We start from the raw sequence: 23,399 nt of genomic DNA, 5'->3' as shown, positions 1-23,399 counted from the left end.
ACGTACACACTCGGTTCCAATCCCAATTTCTCCCTGCAAGGCAGTAGTTTGCTGAAAATCTGGATGATTGTTATATAAAATGATTGGATTTTTTGTTAAAAATGTGTCCCTGAAAACCTCCTGATGCATTTTATACCAGGTTTCTGCATCTTGCGAAAAACGCTTTAACATGTTATCATTCTTCAGGTAATAATAAATTTCGAAATGTGGGGTTTGCAAAACCTTAAAATCAAGCTTTTTGTATCGAACCTTATTTTGTCCGAAATACTGTGCCTGGGCAGAAAAAGAAAGAATAAGCAAAAGCAATATTGGAATATATTGCCTAATATAAGTAGCGCCTATTTTCATAAATGTGTGTTTAGTTTGTATTCAATAATTACTATCTGGAAGCTGGATCGGAAAAATAAAAATAGTAATACTTTAAATTAGTATTTAAATTTTAACACTTTTTAAAGGAGTTAATACCCGATTAGTCGCCGCCGAAATTTCTACTGGCCGCCATTTTCATTTTTTTTCTTTTCGCGTTCTTCCTGTCTTTGTTTTCTCCTTAATTCACGCTCTTCCTTTTTTGTTAGGGGACCAGTTGTTGCAGGTTGATTTTGTGCTGGCTCAGGTTTTTTTTCTTCTTTTTTAACTTCTTGCTCTGTTGGTGTTGCTGGTTGTGCAACTTCTGGTTCCGGAACTTCGAAATCTGTAGAATCCACGACAACACTATCAGTAGTGGTTGTATCTCTAACATACTGCGGACTTGGGCAGTTGTAAGTTCGGGTAATTTCTACAGTTGCTTTAGGGAAGGGACCATAAGTATAACCTGTTGATGAGTCTAAGTAAACTTTTTCCATAAATTTGGCAAAAATTGGCAAGGCAGTTCTTGATCCTTCACCTTGTTCTCCATTTTTAAAGTGGGCAGTTCTTTCATCGCAACCAACCCAAACGCCGGTTACTAAATCCTTGGTTAAGCCCATGTACCAGGCATCAACATAATCAGATGAAGTGCCGGTTTTGCCACCAATCTGGTTGTTCTTTTTAAACAGATTTGGCCACTCCCATAAAGCCTGCGATGTTCCTCTGGGTTCTTCCATACCCCCACGAAACATATAAGTCATTAACCAGGCAATCTCTTCAGATAAAACCCTTTTTGTTTTAGGTTTGAATTCCTCTATTACATTGTTATCCAAATCTGTGATTTTTTCAACCAGGATCGGATCGGTTTTAATGCCTTTGTTCATGAACGTAGCGTAAGCCTTAACCATTTCGTAAACAGTTACATCATTTGAACCCAGACTTACTGACGGAACAGATTCAAGATGACTGTCGATACCACATTCATGCGCATATTTTACTACGTTATCCCATCCAACTTTCTCGGTCACCTGAGCGGTAATGGTATTTACCGATCTGGCCATGGCCCAACGCAAACTCATTTCCTGATAGGTAACACTATAATCTGCATTTTTTGGTTCCCAGTATTTAGTCTGCCCTTTATCCTGAAAAGCAATTTTTACGGGCTTGTCCGTAAATTTATCACACGGACTCATGCCTTGTTCTAATGCAGTCAAGTACGCAAATGGTTTGAAAGTAGATCCCGCCTGCCTTTTGGCCTGATTCACGTGATCGTATTTAAAGAACTTATGATCTATACCACCCACCCAAACTTTAATTTTACCACTGGCAGGTTCCATGGTCATCATGCCAGTATTTAATATTTTCCCATAGTAACGAATGGAGTCTAAAGTAGAAAATAACGTATCCCGATCGCCCTTGTACGTAAAGATTTCCATTCTTTTCTTTTTATTGAAGTAGGCGGTAACTGAATCTGGTTGGTTTGGAAATTTCTTTTGGAGCATCGCATAGATTGGAAGATTTTTCATCGCCCGGTCGGGATAATCCACTTTATTTTTTTCAGAATCATACCATGGATCTTCATTTCCCCAAACGCTGTAAAATCTACGTTGCAACGTTTTCATTTGCTCTGCTACTGCTTCTTCTGCATATTTTTGAAGTTTCGAGTCGATTGTTGTATAGATTTTTAGGCCATCTTCATTTAAGTCGTAGCCGTTTTCGGTGCACCACTTCTCCAGATATTTCGATACCGCAGCCCTCAAGTATGAATCGCCATCACTGCCATCCTCCATTTTACCTTCTTTAAGTTTGATGGGCTCTTTGGAAAGTATAGCCAAGCTATCTTTACTTAATTTATTGTTTTTATTCATTTGGCTTAATACAACATTTCTGCGTACCAATGCCTTTTCAGGGTTTTTAGTAGGATTATAAAGGCTTGTACCTTTTAACATACCAACCAACATTGCTGCATCGGTAGTTGCTAAATCCTTGGTTTCCTTATCAAAATAAATCCTCGCCGCTGTTTTGATGCCGTAGGTGTTATTTCCAAATGATACCGTATTCAGGTACATGGTAATAATATCATTTTTTGAGTAGTTCGATTCCAGCTTAACTGCGGTTAACCATTCTTTTAGTTTCACAATTAAGGTTCTTACCAATGGAATTTTTACAAGAAAACCTTGCGATTTGTTATATCTGGTGCGATACAAATTTTTAGCTAACTGTTGGGTAATGGTACTGGCGCCACCATCTTTACCCATGCCTACAACTGCACGACCCACAGCCTGTGCATCTATTCCCCAGTGTTTGTAGAAACGAACATCTTCGGTGGAAACCAATGCATTTATTACGCTAGGTGCGATGTCGCCAAAACTAACAGGAGTTCGGTTTTCTTTAAAATACCGACCGATCAATTTCCCGTCAGAAGTGTATAGTTCGGAGCCCACACGCAAGGTTGGTGTTTTAATATCACGATAACTAGGAGAATAGCCAAATAGCCACAGAAAATTCAGTTGAAGTGCCGAAAAGAAAATAATTATAAAAAATATAAAGATTGTAAAATAACGTAAGTACTTGTTTTTTATCTCTTTGAACATATTAAATAGGCTGATATTTTGGTAAATGCTGTGGCGTTAAATATAAAAAACTCTCTATGCAAATTCACGTTTTTAATTTACTAATTTTTTAGTACTATATTTAAAACCTTGATGCTGAAATAATCTAAATTACTATAAAAGATGAAAAACGAATTTAAGGCGCTAATTGTACAGGGCGATAAAAAATTTTCGATCAAAAGTGCCAAAACTGATTTTACGGGAGACTACAATAAAGAGAAAGCTAAAGATGCCTTGATTAAATCAAAAATTGAAGTTAGCCATTTACAAGAGAAACTATATGCTTCAGCAACACATTCGCTCTTAATCATCTTTCAGGCCATGGATGCCGCTGGTAAAGATAGTGCCATTGAACATGTAATGAGTGGTTTAAATCCACAAGGATGCCAGGTATTCAGTTTTAAGGTTCCAACATCCGAAGAATACAAACACGATTTTTTATGGCGACACATTAAAGCTCTGCCCGAACGTGGACGTATTGGCATTCACAATCGCTCGCATTATGAAAACGTGTTGGTTTGTAAAGTGCACCCCGAGTATATTCTAAGTGAAAGTATTCCAGGTTTTGATGAAGTGAAAAAAGTAAATAAAAACTTCTGGAAACAGCGCTACCAAAGCATCAGGAACTTTGAAAATCATTTGGCCGCAAATGGAACAGTTGTACTTAAATTCTTTTTGAATGTTGGCAAAGACGAACAGAAACAAAGGTTTTTAGATAGAATAGAAGATCCCACTAAAAACTGGAAATTTTCTTCAGGTGATATCAAAGAAAGGGCTTTATGGGATGAATATATGAAAGCTTACGAAGATGCCATCAACGAAACCAGCACTAAAGAATCGCCGTGGCACATTATTCCGGCAGATAAAAAATGGTTTGCCAGATTAGCCATTAGTGAAATTATTGCCGACAAATTAAAAAGTTTAAATATTAAATTCCCTGTTTTAGATGAAACAGAGCAAGGGAAGTTACTGGAAACTAAAACTGCGTTATTGAACGAATAACGCAGTAACTGTTTGGTTCTATTGATAAATTTTTTCTAAAATACTTTTAATAATCCAGCTTAAATTTGCTCAAATCTGGCTTGGGTTTCTTGCGATTCTTTTCAAACTCATAAATTGTTCTTCCGAGGTTTTTCATAAATGGAAAGCATACGGTGTCATATTCATATTTGTTGTCATTAAAAATGCCGTCTTCGTTGCTCTGAATTACAGCAGTGAGCAAGTATTCGATGCCCGTTTTGAAATCCACTAAATAAGCGTTGTCGATAATATAACCATAGCTGTCTCCGTATTTGTTGAAAATTCTAATGTTGGGATCTGGCGCTATACTTTTCTCCCTACCATAATACAGCATTTTTGCATAGGTGGGCCAAAATTCGTCCGCATTATATTTTGGGTAATCACTCTCTGTTGGATATTTACTCATGTACGTGTAAATCAAATGATAATCTGCTGATGTGAGATTAAATCTTTCCTTTGCCGGGAAAGCTTCAGGAAACATCAGCTTCTGCATTAAATGATGTTGATCATTAATAGCAAAGGCATTTTTGTTTGCTAAACTGAAAGGTTTATTTACCAAACGATCAGCGCTGTCCAGATATCCTTTACCCATGGTTAAATTCGTTAAATTCAATTCATATTCCAGCGGATCAAACTGGGCTTTTTGATCATAAACCAATTGATCTTGATGATAAAATTGAATCGGATTCGTGTTCTTCGAGCTTTCCCCAGCATCACCGATAGCAAGTCTGTTTAAAATTCGACTGTCGTTAAAACCATATTTTTTCAGTTTTTGGTTAATTTCAGCACGACCGATAAATTCAAACAATCGGTTGAAAGCATCGTTATCGCTGGTGAGTAAAATTTTTTTAATATAGTGCTCAATAGTTGGGTAACCATTTTTGGTAGTGGTATCTTTGGTAACTTTTGTCTGTCCTCGAAAGGCACTATCTGTAATCATTTTGCTATTAACCGTTAGTCCTGTGCTTTTCAATCGGTTAACCTTCTCCAGAGCAAAAATAACGGCAGCAAGTTTGACTGTGCTGGCTGGATAGAAATAATGGTGCGGATTTAAATTAAAGCTATAGCTTTTAAAACTTGGTTTATTTTTGGCAGCTCTTGTAATTTGTGTATATAAAATTTGCACCTGATTTTTGTCTGGATGGTTCAGCACTGAACTGAACAATTCTGGTCGGGATTCCATTAACTTTTTAAGAAAAGTTGTATCCGTTTTCTGAGCCATCGTAAATATGCTATTGAGTAATAAAACGATCAAAAGAGAGGTTCTCATGTTTTCTTATTAAAATATAAAGGTAAACTATTAACGTAAATGTGCCGTTTCTCATCAGTTATTTTACATCTACTGAAGGTTCTTTATTGCCCATTCATCAAAATGATTTATCAAAGTTCAGTGTTACTAATTGAGGTTAATTTAATATAGATTAGTAGTTTTAATATCCGCCAATAAAATTTAACTTTGCGTTAAGGATGAGTTTGAATTTTTGAATTCAAAAATCTTATTTATTACAGATACCAACTACTATATACCATAATATGTCTAATTTAAAATTTAATCCGCGTAATCTTATTTTGTTATTGATGATTCTGGTGATTACCTTATTTCGTTTATTGGTAACCTTCAACTCAGATGAGCTTCAATTCGCTAATTTTTCTTCGATAGGAGCGGTTGCACTTTTTGGTGGCGCATATTTCAAAGATCACTTGAAAGCGTTTGCTTTTCCGTTAATCAGTTTATTTTTAAGCGACTTCATTTTGGCTAATACAATTTTTAGTAAATACAGTAATGGTTTTTTATACGAAGGTTGGTATTGGACTTATCTGGCTTTTGCTTTGATGGTTTTAGTTGGAAGAGTTTTGCTGAAAAAGATTAATGTAGTTAGCTTACTTTCATCAACCTTAACAATTGTTTTCATTCACTGGATTGTTACTGATTTTGGGGTATGGTTTCAAAACCCTTCATACACGCAAGATTTAGCTGGCTTTTGGTTATGCCTTGAAAGAGCAATTCCATTTGAAATCAGATTTTTAGAAGGCACGTTGATTTATGGTACACTACTTTTCGGAGCGTTTGAATTATTGAAGGCGAAGTATCCTGTATTAAAGCTTCAAACGCAAAGCGTTTAGATTAACTTAGATATTTCATTAATCCTCTTTTGATTATTCAAAAGAGGATTTTTTTTAACTTTATATTTTTACAGGCCATTAAACCCAAATATTTGTCATCCTTAAAATATTTCTAATGAAAGTTGTTTCTTTTTTACCTGCCGCTACCAAAATGATTTACGACATGGGCTTGCAGGAATATTTGTACGGCGTTACGTTCGAATGTCCTAAAGAAGCTGCAGCGCAACCTAAAGTGGTACGCTGTATTCTTGAAGGTAAAAACTATTCGAGCATTGAAATTGACCGGATCTTTTCTGCATCGAAAGCGCAGGGTAAAAGCTTATATTGGGTTGATGATGAACTTTTGGAAAGCATAGCTCCGGATATCGTTTTTACGCAGGATGTATGTGAGGTTTGCAATATCGATACCGTTTGTACGGAAACTGCCGTGATGAAGTTATCTAAAATACCCAAACTCGTTCCATTGTCACCAAACAATCTTCAGGATGTTTTTGAATGTGCCATCACCATTGCAAAAGCACTAGGGAAGGAAGAGGTTGCACTAAAATACCTGGCAAAGCTTCAAAAAGAAACAGATAATATTTTAGATCAACTGAGGGCAAATAAGGCTCCGCTGAAACGCGTAATGTTAATGGAATGGATAGAGCCTATCTATAACTGCGGACATTGGATTCCTTTTCAAATTGCAGCTGCTGGTGGGGTAGATATGTTATCAAATCCTGCCGGAGATTCAATTGTTACGTCATGGGAAAAAGTTGTTAAGTATAATCCTGAAGTATTAGTTATTGCACCATGTGGTTTTGATAAAGAGAGAACGCTGCAGGAAATCACTTTACTGTCTGCTAAAAGTAATTGGAGCGAACTCGATGCCGTAAAGAATAATCAGATATACCTCGCCGATTTTGATATGTTCACACAGCCGAGCATCGGCACTTTAGTGCATGGGATTCAGGCGCTGGCTTGTATGTTTCATCCAGAAATTTTTAAAGCTGATGACATCGTAAAAGACAAATTCAGCAGGTTATCAGAATCCTATATAATGCAATCATCCTTTTAAATATTTAATCCTAATGAAAATAGTTGTTTTAACGGGGGCAGGCATAAGCGCTGAGAGTGGACTAAAAACGTTCAGAGATTCTGATGGATTATGGGAAGGTTATCATATTCATGATGTAGCAACTCCTGAGGCATGGGAGCGTAATCCTGGATTGGTTCAGGAATTTTACAATGAAAGAAGAAGGCAGGTGCTTGCTGCTCAACCCAATCAGGCACACCAAATTTTAGCTGAACTGGAGGCAAATTTTGATATCGAAATTATTACCCAAAATATTGATGATTTACACGAGCGGGCGGGCTCAACAAAAGTTACTCATCTTCATGGCATCATTACGAAATCGCAATCCGATCGAAAGTCTAATTTAACTTACTCAATTGAGGGTTCTGACATTAATATGGGCGAATTATGTGAGTTAGGATCGCAACTGCGTCCACATGTGGTATGGTTTGGCGAGGCTGTGCCTATGATTGAGGTCGCAGCTGATATTTGCCAGCAGGCAGATGTTTTCGTGCTTATTGGTACTTCTTTAGCCGTTTATCCTGCCGCAGGTTTAATCGATTTTATTCCAAAAGGGGTTACAAAATACATTATTGATCCCAGAACACCTGATGTGAAAAGATATCAGAATGTAATTGCCATAGAAAAAAATGCTGTTCAAGGTGTAGCTGAATTAAAACACATGCTGCTAAATGCCAACTAAAAAACTTTGTATTTTTAACTGGAGTGGTGGTAAAGACAGCACTTTGGCACTTCACTACGCACTTCAGGATCCTACGATTGAAATAAAATACTTAATCACAACTGTTACTGAAAAATATAATCGCGTATCTATGCATGGTGTAAGAGAATCTTTATTGATTGCTCAGGCCAAAAGCATCGGCATACCCTTATACCAAATTCGTTTGGGCGAAATGCCAGACATGAATTCGTATGACGAAATGATGGAACAGCATTTGTCTAAATTTAAAATAGAGGGGATTACCCATTCCATCTTTGGTGATATTTTTTTAGAAGATCTTCGCATATATAGGGAGAAAAAATTAGCGGAAGTCGGATTAAAAGCTATTTTTCCACTCTGGAAATTAGATACTATGCAACTCATCAGCGAGTTTTTAAATCTGAACTATAAAACCATCATTGTTTGTACGCAGCAAAACTTAGAAGTTTTTTGTGGACAAATAATTACCAGTGACTTAATTGCAAGTTTGCCACCTGATATTGATCCCTGTGGAGAAAATGGTGAGTTTCATACTTTTGCTTTCGAAGGACCGATTTTTAAAGAAAACATTCCATTTGAATTAGGAGAGAAAGTTTTCCGGACTTATAATCAACCTAGAAATGTTGATCAAAGCAGCGGGAATGATAATACTGAAATTCCTTTAATAGGCTTCTGGTATATCGATTTAATAAATTAATCGAAGTATCAAAACATTTTGGCATCATTTTTTCTTTACTACATATAATTAACTAAAATACACATCCTAATGAAACCTGTTTTGTGAGGTTAGGTAGCAAAGCAAGATTCATATAAAACAAAAAGTTATGAAAAAGATATTTGTAGTAATCGCATTGAGTTCAGTAATGTTCGCTTGTAATAACAAAGCAAAAGAAGAAGCAGCATTAAAACAACAAGAGGCTGAAAAGCAACTTGCCATTAAAGCCGTTAAAGATAGTTTAAGATTAGATAGTTTCAAAAGAGCCGAAACAGCTAAAATTGAAGCAGAAAAAGAAAGCGCAACACCAGAGAGAGTTAGTTGCAGCTAGGCAAGCTGGAGCAGCATCATCTAAATCATCAAGATCATACGCAAGTTCTGGAGGTAGTAGTTCAAGTTCATACGGTGGTACACAACCAACCGCTAAGAAAAAAGGCTGGAGTGATGGTGCAAAAGGTGCAGTAATCGGTGGTGCAGCTGGTGCAGTTGGTGGTGCGTTAATTGACAAGAAAAAAGGTAGAGGCGCTATTATAGGCGGTTTAGTTGGAGCAGGAGGTGGTTACCTGATTGGTAGAGGCGAAGATAAAAAATCTGGTAGAGTGCAGTAATCATCAAAATTATATTTATTTTAAAAGCGGCTATTCAATGGCCGCTTTTTTTATGCCTAAATTTATTTCAAAAGTATGATTACTACAAATTTAAATAAAGGGAAGATTCAACACTTCGTATTGTTTTGGTTAAAACCTCAATTAACCCAGGTCGAAATCCAAAACTTCGCTAACTTTTTCGAAAGCCTCAGGCCAATAAAACTGATCAAGAGCCTGCATTATGGCTTAGCAGCAAACACCCCGGTCCGGGCAGTAACAGATAACTCATTTACCTATTCGCTTACGATCACTTTTGATAATATTGAAGATCACAATGTCTATCAGGAAGACAAAATTCATCTCGACGCCGTAGAAAAATTTTCTAATTATTGGTATAGGGTAGTAGTACATGATACTTTTATTTCTTAATTGATGAGTGGGAATTTAGCCGCGTCTTTTCCCGTACCTAAGGCATGATGATCGCACTTTGAGGCATGTTATGAGGAACTCAATTAGCTGCGTTTGAAAATGATTAATCAGATGAAATTGTTTTAAAAAAGAGATTCCTATCATTAATTTGGCATTAATCACCTGCAAAACAAAATTTTGTTTATAACTATAACGTTCTTTTTGTCAGGTACTTATTTAGTTTAACTAAAACTTATACATGATCTACAAGATTGATTTTTCAGTTGCAATACTCGAAATAGCCAAACAAAATTCTGTTCATGAATTTATCTAATTAATAATCAGTATTTTATTCCATTTTATTAACTAAAATTGGTGCCTTTTATAAGCAGCTGTGAAATCTGAACGCATTTGTTTAAATCGCTCAATAACCGAAGCAATAAATGTCTCATCCAGGATTTCAAAAACATCATTAACGCCACCTCCGCTCAAATCTAATTCAGCAAGTTTATAACTCTGCTCAAAAGTACCCTGTTCAAATTTCACGATGTATTTTTGATTCATTGAAAAGATGCTAATCTTACATTCCGGGTGTGGAAGCTCTGCAATAACTCTCATATAGTTTTATTGATTTTATTTATTAATGATTTATCTAACTGTTTTGGATTGATTTGCCATTCAATGTTCCCCAGCTTTTGATAATTTCAAAACGGGCAAAAAGCTCCTCTGAGTACCATTTGCGTTCTCTGGTAAGTTTAATCACATCAGCGTGGTCATGTGATTTATAGGCGTAGTTTTTCATACTTTGAGCGTCCTCCCATATGGAAAACGTAGCCTGATCTAAAAATGGATTTTCTCCAATTCCTGCTGAAAGTATGAAGCCGTCTGCTCGCCTCATCTCATTCGCAGCTCGTTTAATGTTGCTTCTAAATTCCTTAACCTTTTTAAATCTGATTGCTGCCCTGGTAATTACTGCTATTTGACCTTTCGTCGCATTGGTGCTTCTAGTGTATTCAAAAGGCTGTTTTCCAGACCATAAGCCATGAGAAGATAAAGGGTTTAATAAGATTGTAAATTCCTCGTAGCCGAAGAACCTAAACCATTTCAATACAAAGGACTTGTTGTAGAAGTGGTCACAATCTAACTGATTATTCCAGGTTGTTAAAATCGCCCAGTGTTTAAAATCAGGGGTCAGATCTACCTGAGCATCTTTGCCGCTCCCCATTAATTTCCAAAATTTACATTTCTGGTTTAACCACAATGGAACACGTAATACTGCCATTCCGATAAAGGCAAAGGGGATAGCGATTCTACTAAACTTCGTAATGGTTAATGCAACGATCATCTTTGGTGGTTATTAAATCCAAAACTAAGGAAATTAATATAGCTGATCATTCAATTTTTTGTCATTATCAATGCTTAGCCCAAAAATCAGAAAAATCCTGATTAACTTTGATTAATGGCAGAAGACTTAACAATAAATAGAACGGCCGCCAAGGCTGAGCAATATGAATCGATAATTCCGCAAATCAACGCCCTGTTGAGTGGTGAGCCCGACTTCGTAGCAAATATGGCCAATGTTGCCGCAGCGCTAAAAGAACAGTTTAATTGGTTTTGGGTTGGTTTTTATCTGGTAAAAGGCGAAGAGTTGGTATTAGGGCCATTTCAAGGACCTGTTGCTTGCACCAGAATTAAAAAGGGCAAAGGTGTTTGCGGATCATCATGGGCACAAAATAAAACATTAATCGTTCCAAATGTTGATGAATTCCCAGGACACATCGCCTGTGCCTCAGCATCAAAATCCGAGATTGTATTGCCACTTGTAAAAAATGGAGAAGTAATTGGCGTTTTAGATGTGGATAGCGAATTTTTAGATCATTTTGATGAAACAGATCGTGTTTATTTAGAGCAGGTTATTTCAGTTTTATTAAATTAATAGTATATCTGAATTGAAATTATCTCGGGGATATTATGTAAATGAAGATGTGCTACATCTTGCCAAAGATTTGCTTGGAAAAGTTCTTTTTACAAACATTCAAGGTGAAGTCTCGGCAGGAATTATTGTTGAAACTGAAGCTTATTTCGGAATAAGTGATAAAGCTTCTCATGCTTATGGCGGGAGGAGAACTAACCGGACTGAAACTATGTTTAGTGAAGGTGGTGTTGCTTACGTTTACTTATGTTATGGCATGCATAATTTGTTTAACGTGGTAAGTTCAAAAATAAATGATCCTCATGCCATACTGATCAGAGCGATAGAACCTTTAATAGGTAAGGAGCTTATGGAAGAACGCAGGAAAATGGTGTTTGCAAAGCCTGCCATCTCATCTGGCCCAGGTTCTGCTGCAAAAGCTTTAGGCATTGATAGGTCTTTTAATGCTAAAGACCTAACCGGAAACGAAATTTGGATTGAAGATCATCAAATCAGTATGGATGATAATGAGATCATGGCTGTTCCCAGAGTTGGAATTGCATATGCCCAGGAACATGCTGCACTGCCGTGGCGTTTTTATATTAAAGGCAATAAATATGTGAGCAAACCTAACAAGGTTTAGTTTAATTCAAACTTTTCATCCGTGTTGCTGTTTTTCTTTCAAATATCTACAATCATGAAAAACGAGAAAAATATAGCAATATTGAAAGAAATGGCAGAGAGTGTACGCACTTGTATGTTTACCACATTTTCTACTGGTGATGAATTAGGTAGCCGACCAATGGGTACCGCCAAAATAGAAGATGATGGAAGCATCTGGTTTTATACCAATGAATATTCTCTTAAATCGAAAGAAATCTCGAAAGAGAACAATGTGTTATTGGCATACAGTGATCCTTCCAAAAACACTTATTTAACAGTAAAAGGAAAAGCCGAATTGGTAGATGATCAGGTTAGGAAAGAAGCCTATTTTTCACCCTTTGTGAAGGCATGGTTTCCGGATGGTGTAGAGGATCCAAGATTGATTTTAATAAAGGTAACGCCTGATGAGGCTGAATACTGGGATGCTTCTTCGTCGAAAATTGTTGTACTTTTTAGTATGTTGAAAGCCGTAGTCACCGGAGATACTCCGGATTTAGGCAAACATGACACGATGAAATTTTAAATTCACATTGATCTTTTAAAAGCAGGTTTGGAAACAATACCTGCTTTTTTTGTAATATTGAGGCAATGAAATTGGAAAATACTTTAGCCTTCGCAAAAGAACAGGATGAAAAAGATGAACTTAAACATTTTAGGGATCAATTTCTGTTTCCTAAATATCAGGATAAATTTTTTATATACTTGTGTGGTAACTCATTAGGATTGCAACCTAAAGTGGCTAAAGAGGTTATTAATAGTCAATTGGATAATTGGGCTAATCTTGCTGTAGAAGGTTGGTTTGATGGCGAGGAACCCTGGATGTACTATCATAAAGAGCTAAAAAAGTTAATGGCGCCTATTGTGGGTGCGCTCCCGAGTGAAGTCTGCCCGATGAATACACTAACGGTGAACCTACATTTGTTGATGATTAGCTTTTATCAGCCACAAGGTAAGCGATTTAAAATCATCATGGAAGGTGGCGCATTTCCTTCTGATCAGTATGCAATAGAAAGTCAGGTAAGGTTTCATGGGTTTGATCCGAGTGATGCGATTATCGAGGTTTTCCCAAGAGAAGGCGAGGAGATACTTAGAACGGAAGATATCGTTGCTAAAATCAAGGAACATGGAGATGAAATTGCACTGTTACTTTTTGGTGGAATAAACTACTACACTGGTCAATGGTATGATATGGAAAACATTACGAAAGCCGGGCATAGCATTGGTGCAATGGTAGGTTGGGATTTAGCGCATGCTGCAGGTAATGTTCCGGTTAAACTTCACGATTGGAATGTAGATTTCGCCTGCTGGTGTTCTTACAAATATCAAAATGCTGGTCCAGGTGGGATTAGTGGAATTTTCGTTCATGAAAAGCATTTTGAAAACAAAGCACTCAATCGCTTTGCTGGATGGTGGGGTTATCAGGAAAATAAGCGCTTCAAAATGGAAAAAGGTTTTGTTCCCGAAGCCGGAGCCGATGGTTGGCAGGTAAGTTGTACGCAGGTAATGCCAATGGCTTTATATCATGCTTCATTACAGATTTTTAAGGAAGCTGGCTTTCTGAATACCTTGAGAAATAAAAGTATCAGTTTAACCAGTTATTTAGAATTTGTTGTAAATGAATTAAATATAGAATTGGAAAAAGAGCAGTATAAAATTATTACGCCTAAGAATTCAGCAGAAAGAGGCGCTCAATTATCCATCATTGCAGCTCGAAATGGCAAGGAAATTTTTGATGGATTATTAGCACATGGAATTCTTGGCGACTGGCGTGAGCCAAACGTAATTCGTTTAAGTCCGGTTCCACTTTATAATTCATTTGAGGATATTTACCAAACAGGCAAGGCATTATCAGAAGTGACCAGAAAGATATTAACCACAGCATAATATGATTCATTACAACCCGAAAGATTGGTTTACATTTATCTTCCACATTCATAAAGGCGATACTTTCAGAAAGTTATGGCCATTGATGATCAGCATATCAATATTCTCCGCTTTTGTGGCATTTCTTGAACTAAACGTATTTAAGTTATCGAAAAGTGATTATGTGAGCAATATCGGGATGATGCACAGCCTATTGGGCTTTGTGATTTCTATGTTGCTCGTTTTTCGAACCAACACCTCTTACGACCGATGGTGGGAAGGAAGAAGGTTGCTAGGTGCACTAACAAATGTAAGCCGCAACTTCGCCATGAAAATCAAGGCACTTAATTTACCAGACGAGGAAATAAGATTTTTCGAATACGGCATTCCAAAATATGCTTTTGCACTCAAAGAGCATCTTCGTGAAAAAAAATATTTTGGAAAGAATAGTTTCTTGATAGAAGTTGAGGAAAGCAAGCATATTCCAAATCAAATCGCCAGCAGTATGATTTCACGTTTATATGAGTTAACCCGAAAAGGATATATCTCCCAGGAGCAGCTCATTGTATTAACAAATGATGTGAATCAGTTTACGGATATTTGCGGAGGTTGTGAAAGGATTAAAAATACGCCGATCCCATTTTCTTACAGCGTTTTCATTAAGAAGTTTATTTTCATTTATGTACTAACAATTCCTATCGGATGGGTATTTAGCTTAGGTTATTACCTGGTTCTGATTGTTCCTTTTATACTTTATGTGTTGGCAAGTTTGGAGCTAATTGCCGAAGAGATCGAAGATCCGTTTGGATATGATCCGAATGATTTGCCAGTAGATCAGATTTCGAATAATATCGAGAAACACATTGAGGAGATTTTGAACTGATGATCAAAATCGCCTGGCATCCCTTATACGCACATCCTTTGCCTGAGGGGCATCGGTTTCCGATGTTAAAATATGAGCTCATTCCAGGACAGCTTCTTCATGAAGGTACAATTGATCAAAATAATTTGTTTAGTCCGAACCTGGTTGATGAAGATATTATCCTGTTAACTCATGATGCGAATTACTGGAGGCAGTTGAGGGAACTTACACTTCCACCTAAAGAACAAAGGAGAATCGGTTTTCCACTTAATGCGCAACTGGTTGAGCGTGAATTACGAATAACGCAAGGAACGATTGACGGAACGGGCTACGCTATTAAAAATGGAATAGCTTTTAATGCTGCAGGTGGAACCCATCATTCTGGCAGCAATTGGGGAGAGGGTTTTTGCTTACTTAACGATCAGGCAATTGCAGCTAACTATTTGATAAATAAAAATTTAGTTGACCGGATATTAATTGTTGATTTAGATGTACACCAGGGAAATGGCACAGCCGAAATTTTCCGTAACGAACCGAGGGTATTTACTTTTTCCATGCATGGCGATAAAAATTTCCCGTTCAGAAAGGAAATTTCCGATCTCGATGTAGCGCTGGAAGATCATATCGGAGATGATGAATATTTATCATTGCTTGAGGTCAATCTACAACAAGCCTTCGAAAAATCAAATCCGGAGTTTGTGTTTTATCTTGCCGGCGTCGATGTGCTATCAACCGATAAACTAGGTAAATTAGCATTAACTAAGGCTGCCTGTAAAGAAAGAGATCGCATGGTCCTTCAGGCATGTAAAAGCAAAGGTGTTCCGCTGCAGATAAGCATGGGTGGTGGCTATTCCGCAGATATCAAAGATATTGTTGATGCGCATTGTAATACTTATCGTTTAGCTTTTGATTTATTTACTTGATTCAATATCCTTATCTTCGCCGCATGTTGGAGATTATTTATGAGGATGAACATTTGATTGCCATTAACAAACCACACGGTTTATTAGTACATCAATCTTCTATTGCAAGAGACGCCACAGAATTTGCTTTACAAATGCTACGCGATCAGGTTGGTAAACATGTAAGCCCGGTACATCGGCTAGATAGAAAAACCAGTGGAATCTTACTATTTGCATTTGATAAGGAATCGGAGATCGCTATGCACCAGCAATTTATGAACGCAGCTACTGAAAAAAAATATTTAGCGATTTTACGTGGCTTTACGCCCGATAAAATGGATATTGATTATCCTTTGGCTAAAGAGAATGGAACCATCCAGGACGCTTTTACTTCATTTATAACCCTGCAAAAAGCAGAAGTAGATGTAGCATTCGGTAAACATGCAACTTCAAGGTATTCATTGGTTGAGGCAACTCCAAAAACCGGCCGTATGCATCAGTTGAGAAGACATTTCAGTCATATTCTTCATCCAATTATTGGCGATAGAACTCATGGCTGCAATAAGCAAAATAAATTTTTCTTCGAACAATGGAATATGACAACGATGTTGCTCCATGCATCAGAATTGAAGTTTATTCACCCTAAAACCCAAAAAGAAATCCACTTAAAAGCAGATTTACATGACGAGTTTAAAAGAGTAATGGATTTCATGAAAATGAAGCTTTAACACAATTTTTATAACGAAAAACTGTTTATAAAACATCTATGAATAAATACTTACGTTTAGCTTTCCCAATTTTAGCGCTTTTTGCCAGCAGTTGTTCTTCCGTTTACATGCCCAATGTACCAAATACACCAATGCTAAGTAAGCAGGGTGAATTTAGTGGTGGCGGCCATATCTCCTTAAAAGGTAATGCCAGTATTAATGGTGCCTATGCCGTTTCAAACCATATAGGTGTTTTGTTCAGCGGATCTACGATGAACAATGAACGCCGATCGAAAGATTTCGGGCACAAATTGATCGAAATAGGTGGTGGTTATTTTGATACCTTCGGGCCGGATAATAACCGGATTATCGAAATTTATGCTGGCGTCGGAAAGGGTTGGAGTGACATCACATTCAGAGATTTTAAAAATGATGTTTTAGTAAGTAGCGAACTTCAGGAAGTGGATTATAGAAAATCTTTCCTTCAGGTAAATTATAGTTCTAAAAAGAAAAACAATTTAAAGTTGTTCGGCAAAGATTTTCCGATCAATTATGGTACGGCATTGAGAATTAGTCATGTAAAGATGGACCGCTTTTTTTTAAATGGCGTCCTTCAGCCCAAAGAGGATAATATTTTCTTTGAGCCAATCTTTTTTACCAGAATGGGATTAAGCAAAACCATTCAATTACAATATACTACAAGCAGTAATATTGGCCTGAAGAACAGAGATTATATGTCTGCCGGGAATTCAATTTTCACCATCGGGGTGGTGGTGAATGTTGGTGGGAAATAAAATTTAACTTAATGACTTTTCAAATTTTCATGAATGAGCGATGTGAGTTGAAAGGTCATTTGTAAATACATTTAAATAAAAGGCGCCTGTTATTGATTGAGGTTTCTGGTTTTATTTTGAAACCTCAAAAACAATAGGATAGAGGCGGTTAGCAAACCAAAGGTGAGGCCATACCAAATCCCGTATACACCTAATCCAAAGGTAAATCCTAGTAGGTAACCTACCGGAATACCTACCACCCAATACGCTAAAAATGTGATAAACGTCGGCATATTCACATCGCCGATGCCACGCAATACCCCTAAACCTACTACCTGTGTTCCATCGAATAGCTGGAAAAAGCCTGCAATGATCAGCAACTGTCCGGCAATGGCTACAACTTTGGCGTCATCAGTATAGATGAACGGCATAATAGTATGCGCTACGATAAAGATGATCGCAGTACAACTCATAAAAAGTAAAATGACATGGTAACTCGCAATGGCAGATTTGCGGAGATCATCAAAACTTTTTTTACCAAAATTATTTCCCGTTTTAATTGTTGCTGCAGAAGCAATACCGCTGGCAATCATATATGTCATCGATGCTAAACTAATTGAAATTTGATGTGCTGCCTGTTCTACAGCACCAATAGTTCCAATTAGAATAGCTGCACCACTAAAAGCGCTGATTTCAAAAGAATACTGCATCGCAACCGGTGCACCAATTTTAATAATTTTTGTGGCATAAACCTTATCAATAAATGTAGCCTTAAAGCCAATAAGGTATTTTTTAAAATGTTTCGACCGCAGTACATAAATCGCCATTACAACAGCCATCAATGATCTGTCTATCAGCGTACTTAAGCCAACTCCACTTACGCCCATCGGCTTTACGCCAAACAATCCTTTTACAAAAATAATCCCTAAAGTGATATTTAAAACATTACCCCAAATTGAAACATACATTGCCTGCTTGGTAAAGCCTAAACCTTCGGCAAACTGTTTAAAGGTTTGGAATACCAGTAAAGGAATGATGGATATGGATAGCAATCCCAGATACGGCTTCGCATAAGATACAACTGCTGGTGTTTGATTTAAATGATCGATTACCAGCAACATTCCAAAATGCACCAATATGTAAAGAAAAACACCAACTAAAATGTTAATTATTAAACTGCTCGATAGAAGTTTTCCGCATTCCTGATCATTTTGGCGGCCATGTTCTTGCGCAATTAAAGGCGTTAATCCGTATGAAATACCTAAACCGATCACCATGATCAAAATAAAGATGCTGTTAACAAGCGATACAGCAGCAAGCTGTGTAGTGTCAGTGAAGTGGCCCACAATTACACTATCGGCCATGTGTACCAAAGTGTGCCCAACTTGCGATCCAACGATTGGCAATGCCAGGTGAAGATTTTCCTTGTAGTAGGGTTTGTATTTGGTGTAAATTTTAGAAAACATAAGTCTGCAAAGGTCAGCTTTTTTAACATGAAAAAAGATATCTTTGATTAATTATGCGAAATAATTGCCAATTATATTGATGCGTTTCTCCTCCCTTCAACGGGAAAAAGATTGCGTCATTATACAGCTACAAAATATTCTTCCTTTTCTGAAGTATAGGCTTTAATTACGTTGGTGAGAATGAGATTCACCAGGATTTTCTGTGCTTTCCGATACGAGCAGCGTAATAACTTGCTTAATTCCTTCAATGTAATTCGCTGATTGCGATCTAGATATTCCAAAAGCTTTTTTTCATTATCAGAATAGGAAATCAAGATGCCTGCATCTTTATGATCATTTTTAAGTACTTCAACAATGATTTTGCTCGCCAGTACACTCTTATCGTCAATGCGGATATATGCCCACCATTTCTTATGTTCATCTAGTGCATAATGCGGCTTAGTATCGCTCTCCGGAATGTTGGCGACTAACACCAATTTTTCATCAACATAAATTTCTTCGAAATAAGGTTCAATGGCAGGCTTGCAAAACTGGTGCGCAGCCGTTAGGATCATGTATTTTTCTTCTTCTTCCGATTTTACCCCTTTGATGGAGCCATCATCCGCTACGCCAATAAGTAATTTCCCACCTTTATTATTGGCAAAAGCAACTAAACTTTTGGCAATTTTTTCAGTGTTGGTAATCGTTTTTTTGAAATCGAGCATCACACCTTCGCCCTGCAGAATTAAATTTTTAATACTTGGCATAATAGATCAGTAAGCAACAGTTGGCATTTCGCCTTGATGCAGGTTTCGGATATAAACTTCGTTCATTACGGTAGCACAAAGTACTCCGTTTTTATCAGTAATTTCCATAGGAAAAGCTTTCACAAATTTACCAACGGTTTTTAAAGCATCTTCGGCTTCAGCTATCATCTCATCGGTTACACGAATGGTGAAATATAAATTAGATCTTCCAGGTTTTAAATATTGAATAGATGCACTTTTTAACCACACGCGAACTTTAAAACCTCTTCTTTGCATGAGCTGATCAAATAGCAGTGCATAAAATGGGTCGGTGGCTGCATAAATGGTACCCCCAAAAATAGAACCATTATAATTTTTGTTCAGGAAGCTTTTGCTAAGCTTAACTGTGCAACTTCTAAAATCATCTTCAAATTTCTTCACCCAAATGCGCTGGAAAAATAAAGGTGGATAAAAGCGCATTACCCATTTCAAGGTGTTTTGAGAAATAATCATATTGCCTAATATCAGAAAGATTTAGCACCTTTTAAAGTTTTTACACCTGATGTTGAGTAATATTTCAGTAAATAAGGATGATGCATGACTCTTTTGGGAAAGTAAAATTAACTTAATTAGGTTGCAGCCAGTACTAAACATGATTATTTAATAAACTTGCAACTTATTTCCAGTAGGATCAACCTTTCAAGCTGGCTGATATTCTAGTAATCTACGTTATTGAAAATGCAGCTATGAATCAGCTACATATCTAAAAACGCCTATACTTGATAACAAAATTAAAACTAAATGATTACAAGGTTGTTAAGTGTATAGATAACAATAAAAAACTATGAAAAAAATAATTTTAAGTCTTGCTTTTGCTGGCACATTGATGATTGCCACATCAGCATGCAATTCATCTAAGAATATGGCTGGTTCATCAGACAGTACTTCGATGGATTCTACAGCAACTACGGCGCCAATGGATACGACAAGAACCACACCGCCAGATACATCTAAAACTACACCACCGGATACAACAAAAACACCTCCGATGCAGTAATATAAATGCCACTCTAAATCAAGAGTGGCATTTATTTTTATAATCTGTTTTATTTATTTGTGCTAATTTGTACTTTCAGCAAATAAACCAAATATCGAAATGGATCCAAAATCTAAAGCAAACAATCGTAATGTTATATTTTTAGTCATCGTAGCCGCTCTAGGTTATTTTGTTGATATATATGATCTTGTTTTATTCTCGGTAGTTCGTGTTCAAAGTTTAACTGAAATTGGTGTTTCACCTGAAAACATGCAATCTGATGGTTTCCTGATCATCAATTCTCAGATGTTTGGATTGCTGCTCGGGGGAATTCTCTGGGGAGTATTGGGCGATAAGCTTGGCCGAATCAAAGTGCTTTTCGGCTCCATTTTGTTATATTCCTTAGCTAATATCGCGAATGGTTTCGTTACATCGGTAAATAGTTATGCTATTATCAGGTTTATTGCTGGTATCGGTTTGGCCGGAGAGCTTGGAGCGGGGATTACGCTGGTAGCTGAAACCATGGATAAAGAAAAGCGTGGTTACGGCACCATGATTGTTGGCGCAATTGGATTGCTGGGGGCAGCCGTAGCCGCAACGGTAGCTTCAAAATATACCTGGCAAACCTCATATTTCGTAGGTGGTGGAATGGGGCTGGTTTTATTACTTCTTCGGGTTGGTACTTTTGAATCAGGAATGTTTAAACATGCCGCCGGTGCTGACGTTTCAAAAGGAAACATTTTTATGCTTTTTAACAATAAGAAGCGTTTTCTAAAATATCTCTATTGTATTTTAATTGGTATTCCATTGTGGTTTGTGGTTGGAATTCTAGTTACACTTGCTCCAGAATTTGGGAAGGCATTAGGCGCCACTGAGCCTTTAAAAGCCGGAACTGGAATTATGTTCACTTATTTTGGTATTGCAGTTGGCGATGTGGTTACGGGCCTGCTTTCTCAAGTGTTAAAATCCCGTAAGAAAACCGTATTCATTTTCCATTTGCTTTCGGCAATCAGCGTGGTGGTTTATTTAACCAGTTATGGATTAACAAGTGATTCCTTTATCTGGATTTGTTTATTTATGGGCTTTTCCGTAGGATATTGGGCTACTTTCGTAACCATAGCGTCAGAGCAGTTCGGAACTAATATTCGTGCTACGGTGACTACAACAGCTCCTAATTTTGTACGCGGTGCACTTATTCCGATTACTTTTTTGTTTGAATTTCTGGCAAAAAAATATGGTTTAATTTCGGCAGGCTATTTAGTTATGGGTATTTTAACCATCATCGCCATGTTTGGATTAAGTCAGTTAAAGGAAAGCTTTAGTAAAGATCTTGATTATCTGGAAGAATAATCAGCAATTTTGACCACAAAGCTCCTGATATAAAATCAGTATGTCAATCCAATGTACTATCTAAACATTTATCAATTTAGCTCCTTTAATAGCTTTAAATTTGTGCGTACTTAATCACACCACCATGTTTAAAGAAGAAGTTGCAGAACGTTATAGGCAAATACAGGATGAAATTTGCAGGGGATTAGAAATTGCTGACGGAAAGGGAAAATTTCAGGAGGAGCTTTGGGAAAGAAATGGTGGGGGAGGCGGTCGCACCCGAATCATGCAAAACGGTTCGATTATTGAAAAAGGTGGTGTAAATTTTTCTGCCGTATATGGAAAACTTCCGGAACCGGTAAAAAAGGCTTTCAATGTAACTGAAGATGATTTTTTCGCTACTGGAGTATCTATCGTTATTCATCCCAATCATCCGCTGGTTCCAATTATCCACATGAACATTCGCTACTTTGAGTTAAATGAAGAAACGCGTTGGTTTGGCGGTGGAATTGATTTAACACCGCATTATGTGTTTGAGAATGATGCCCGTTTTTTTCATCATAAATTGAAGCAGGCATGCGATGATTTTAGTGCTGATTTTTATCCGAAATTTAAAAATCATGCTGACGATTATTTTTTCATCAAGCATCGCGAAGAAACCCGTGGTATTGGTGGCATTTTTTACGATCGCTTGAAACCAGAAAATACCAACTTATCCTGGGAAGAAATTTTAGATTTTTCGATTAATGTTAGTGAAACATTTCTGCCAATTTACACAGAATTGATTGACCGAAACCGCGATAAGAAATTTACAGAAGTTCAAAAAGAATGGCAATATCAGCGTCGCAGCCGTTACGTAGAATTTAATTTAGTTTATGATTCCGGAACCAAGTTTGGCCTGGAAACCAATGGCCGGATTGAATCCATCTTAATGAGTTTGCCGCCACAAGCCAACTGGGGTTATAATGTTCAGCCAGCTAATCATACCGATGAGTATAAAACACAGCAATTTCTGAAAAAAGGAATCAACTGGATTTAACGATTTATTTACACGTTCATGATGGTTATTGAATTGGCTCATCTAAATTCTCAGTTTTGTGGTTGAGCGTCCAATTTTAATATGATGACTGATATATTAAGTATTATAATAATAAGTCTTATAATTAATATTATGTTAAGTTGATATTTATTTTAACTATCCTATTCCTGTAATTTTGCTATTTTATAGTTCCTGTAGTTTGCGATTCAGTTCCTGAACTTTGTCTGTTGCATTTTTTCTGGTATAAATGTCAACAAGTAACTGAACTGTTTTTTTGTCGTTGGGATTGATTTCATTTGCTCTTTGTAAAGCAAACTGCGCCCTGTTAATTAGATTATTGTATTTGCTCGCTTTGTCCGCTTCGTTTTTCGAGAGCGTTTCATTTGCGCTATTGATATAAGCCAGACTTAATTGATAAAGTGCATCAAAATAATTTTGGTCACTATCAAGCGCTTTATCATAAGCTAGAATTGCTGTCGCATTATTTCCATTTACTTGCTGTAGATAACCGTACAAAAAGTATAACAATTTATTAC

General features: G+C 37.0%; 26 protein-coding genes and 2 pseudogenes. 19 read left to right on the top strand and 9 right to left on the bottom strand.

The features are described 5' to 3' along the window. Positions 1–348, bottom strand: a pseudogene (locus tag ON09_RS12695) (tolB protein precursor); the annotation flags it as partial. A gap of 140 nt (positions 349–488) precedes the next feature. Next, on the bottom strand, positions 489–2,939 hold the full coding sequence (locus tag ON09_RS12690; protein WP_010601441.1) for a transglycosylase domain-containing protein: 2,451 nt from the start codon (positions 2,937–2,939) through the stop codon (positions 489–491). 141 nt (positions 2,940–3,080) lie between these two features. On the opposite strand from ON09_RS12690, the gene ON09_RS12685 reads away from it, so the two are divergent. Beyond that, positions 3,081–3,959, top strand: coding sequence for a polyphosphate kinase 2 family protein (locus ON09_RS12685; RefSeq protein WP_010601440.1), 879 nt, complete (start codon positions 3,081–3,083; stop codon positions 3,957–3,959). Positions 3,960–4,005: 46 nt separating this feature from the next. On the opposite strand, the gene ON09_RS12680 is transcribed toward ON09_RS12685, so the two are convergent. Beyond that, positions 4,006–5,247: a serine hydrolase gene (locus ON09_RS12680; RefSeq protein WP_029204314.1), complete on the bottom strand. Its 1,242-nt coding sequence runs from the start codon at positions 5,245–5,247 to the stop codon at positions 4,006–4,008. Positions 5,248–5,510: 263 nt separating this feature from the next. Here ON09_RS12680 and ON09_RS12675 point away from each other — a divergent pair, with 263 nt between their 5' ends. The 7 genes from ON09_RS12675 to ON09_RS12645 all read left to right on the top strand — a co-directional run bounded on the left by ON09_RS12675 (position 5,511) and on the right by ON09_RS12645 (position 9,607). After that, positions 5,511–6,101 (top strand): DUF6580 family putative transport protein, encoded by a 591-nt coding sequence (locus tag ON09_RS12675; protein WP_010601438.1) that lies wholly within the window; start codon positions 5,511–5,513, stop codon positions 6,099–6,101. Between the two features lie 115 nt (positions 6,102–6,216). After that, positions 6,217–7,158 (top strand): ABC transporter substrate-binding protein, encoded by a 942-nt coding sequence (locus tag ON09_RS12670; protein WP_010601437.1) that lies wholly within the window; start codon positions 6,217–6,219, stop codon positions 7,156–7,158. Positions 7,159–7,171: 13 nt separating this feature from the next. Next, positions 7,172–7,858, top strand: a complete 687-nt coding sequence (locus ON09_RS12665; protein WP_010601436.1) for an SIR2 family NAD-dependent protein deacylase — start codon at positions 7,172–7,174, stop codon at positions 7,856–7,858. Beyond that, on the top strand, positions 7,848–8,573 hold the full coding sequence (locus ON09_RS12660) for a Dph6-related ATP pyrophosphatase (RefSeq protein ID WP_010601435.1): 726 nt from the start codon (positions 7,848–7,850) through the stop codon (positions 8,571–8,573). Before ON09_RS12665 ends, ON09_RS12660 begins: the two co-directional genes overlap by 11 nt. Before the next feature lie 127 nt (positions 8,574–8,700). Then, on the top strand, positions 8,701–8,922 hold the full coding sequence (locus ON09_RS26075) for a hypothetical protein (protein ID WP_010601434.1): 222 nt from the start codon (positions 8,701–8,703) through the stop codon (positions 8,920–8,922). After that, positions 8,873–9,199 carry a YMGG-like glycine zipper-containing protein gene (locus tag ON09_RS24265; protein WP_010601433.1) on the top strand — a complete coding sequence of 109 codons (327 nt, stop codon included), beginning with the start codon at positions 8,873–8,875 and terminating at the stop codon, positions 9,197–9,199. Before ON09_RS26075 ends, ON09_RS24265 begins: the two co-directional genes overlap by 50 nt. 75 nt (positions 9,200–9,274) lie before the next feature. After that, positions 9,275–9,607, top strand: coding sequence for a Dabb family protein (locus ON09_RS12645; protein ID WP_010601432.1), 333 nt, complete (start codon positions 9,275–9,277; stop codon positions 9,605–9,607). Between the two features lie 345 nt (positions 9,608–9,952). On the opposite strand, the gene ON09_RS12640 is transcribed toward ON09_RS12645, so the two are convergent. Next, positions 9,953–10,204 (bottom strand): hypothetical protein, encoded by a 252-nt coding sequence (locus ON09_RS12640; RefSeq protein ID WP_010601431.1) that lies wholly within the window; start codon positions 10,202–10,204, stop codon positions 9,953–9,955. Positions 10,205–10,238: 34 nt separating this feature from the next. Beyond that, entirely contained in the window at positions 10,239–10,931 is a 693-nt protein-coding gene (locus ON09_RS12635; RefSeq protein ID WP_010601430.1) for a DUF3291 domain-containing protein, read from the bottom strand. Positions 10,932–11,045: 114 nt separating this feature from the next. Between ON09_RS12635 and ON09_RS12630 the strand changes: the two genes are divergently transcribed. From ON09_RS12630 to ON09_RS12595, 8 genes are all read left to right on the top strand, one after another. Continuing rightward, positions 11,046–11,522: a GAF domain-containing protein gene (locus ON09_RS12630; RefSeq protein ID WP_010601429.1), complete on the top strand. Its 477-nt coding sequence runs from the start codon at positions 11,046–11,048 to the stop codon at positions 11,520–11,522. Between the two features lie 13 nt (positions 11,523–11,535). Beyond that, complete coding sequence (locus tag ON09_RS12625; protein WP_010601428.1) at positions 11,536–12,141, top strand: DNA-3-methyladenine glycosylase; 606 nt, start codon at positions 11,536–11,538, stop codon at positions 12,139–12,141. Between the two features lie 54 nt (positions 12,142–12,195). Continuing rightward, positions 12,196–12,684: a pyridoxamine 5'-phosphate oxidase family protein gene (locus tag ON09_RS12620; RefSeq protein ID WP_010601427.1), complete on the top strand. Its 489-nt coding sequence runs from the start codon at positions 12,196–12,198 to the stop codon at positions 12,682–12,684. A gap of 65 nt (positions 12,685–12,749) precedes the next feature. After that, the gene (kynU, locus tag ON09_RS12615; protein WP_010601426.1) at positions 12,750–14,045 is read left to right on the top strand and encodes a kynureninase; all 1,296 of its coding nucleotides are present in this window, start codon (positions 12,750–12,752) and stop codon (positions 14,043–14,045) included. Between the two features lies 1 nt (position 14,046). Then, entirely contained in the window at positions 14,047–14,907 is an 861-nt protein-coding gene (locus ON09_RS12610; protein ID WP_010601425.1) for a bestrophin family protein, read from the top strand. Continuing rightward, complete coding sequence (locus tag ON09_RS12605) at positions 14,907–15,809, top strand: histone deacetylase family protein (RefSeq protein ID WP_010601424.1); 903 nt, start codon at positions 14,907–14,909, stop codon at positions 15,807–15,809. Before ON09_RS12610 ends, ON09_RS12605 begins: the two co-directional genes overlap by 1 nt. A 23-nt stretch (positions 15,810–15,832) precedes the next feature. Further along, positions 15,833–16,516, top strand: a complete 684-nt coding sequence (locus ON09_RS12600; RefSeq protein ID WP_010601423.1) for a pseudouridine synthase — start codon at positions 15,833–15,835, stop codon at positions 16,514–16,516. A gap of 38 nt (positions 16,517–16,554) precedes the next feature. Continuing rightward, a complete protein-coding gene (locus ON09_RS12595) occupies positions 16,555–17,289 on the top strand; it encodes a hypothetical protein (protein WP_010601422.1) in 735 nt (244 codons plus the stop codon). 89 nt (positions 17,290–17,378) lie between these two features. On the opposite strand, the gene ON09_RS12590 is transcribed toward ON09_RS12595, so the two are convergent. The 3 genes from ON09_RS12590 to ON09_RS12580 all read right to left on the bottom strand — a co-directional run bounded on the left by ON09_RS12590 (position 17,379) and on the right by ON09_RS12580 (position 19,972). Beyond that, positions 17,379–18,734, bottom strand: coding sequence for an MATE family efflux transporter (locus tag ON09_RS12590; protein WP_010601421.1), 1,356 nt, complete (start codon positions 18,732–18,734; stop codon positions 17,379–17,381). A gap of 119 nt (positions 18,735–18,853) precedes the next feature. Beyond that, positions 18,854–19,480, bottom strand: coding sequence for an RNA-binding domain-containing protein (locus ON09_RS12585; RefSeq protein ID WP_010601420.1), 627 nt, complete (start codon positions 19,478–19,480; stop codon positions 18,854–18,856). Positions 19,481–19,486: 6 nt separating this feature from the next. Next, positions 19,487–19,972, bottom strand: a complete 486-nt coding sequence (locus ON09_RS12580) for a DUF4442 domain-containing protein (RefSeq protein ID WP_010601419.1) — start codon at positions 19,970–19,972, stop codon at positions 19,487–19,489. Between the two features lie 331 nt (positions 19,973–20,303). Between ON09_RS12580 and ON09_RS12575 the strand changes: the two genes are divergently transcribed. From ON09_RS12575 to hemF, 3 genes are all read left to right on the top strand, one after another. After that, positions 20,304–20,516 (top strand): hypothetical protein, encoded by a 213-nt coding sequence (locus ON09_RS12575; RefSeq protein WP_029204312.1) that lies wholly within the window; start codon positions 20,304–20,306, stop codon positions 20,514–20,516. 99 nt (positions 20,517–20,615) lie between these two features. Then, positions 20,616–21,845, top strand: coding sequence for an MFS transporter (locus ON09_RS12570; RefSeq protein WP_010601418.1), 1,230 nt, complete (start codon positions 20,616–20,618; stop codon positions 21,843–21,845). A gap of 124 nt (positions 21,846–21,969) precedes the next feature. Further along, positions 21,970–22,863, top strand: a complete 894-nt coding sequence (gene hemF / locus ON09_RS12565; protein WP_010601417.1) for an oxygen-dependent coproporphyrinogen oxidase — start codon at positions 21,970–21,972, stop codon at positions 22,861–22,863. 183 nt (positions 22,864–23,046) lie between these two features. Here hemF and ON09_RS12560 read toward each other — a convergent pair. Beyond that, positions 23,047–23,399, bottom strand: a pseudogene (locus tag ON09_RS12560) (tetratricopeptide repeat protein); the annotation flags it as partial.

Source organism: Pedobacter agri PB92 (assembly GCF_000258495.1).
In the GTDB taxonomy this organism is placed as follows: Bacteria; Bacteroidota; Bacteroidia; order Sphingobacteriales; family Sphingobacteriaceae; genus Pedobacter; species Pedobacter agri.
Note: the sequence above shows the minus strand (reverse complement) of the source record. Positions and strands in the feature narration are given on the sequence as shown.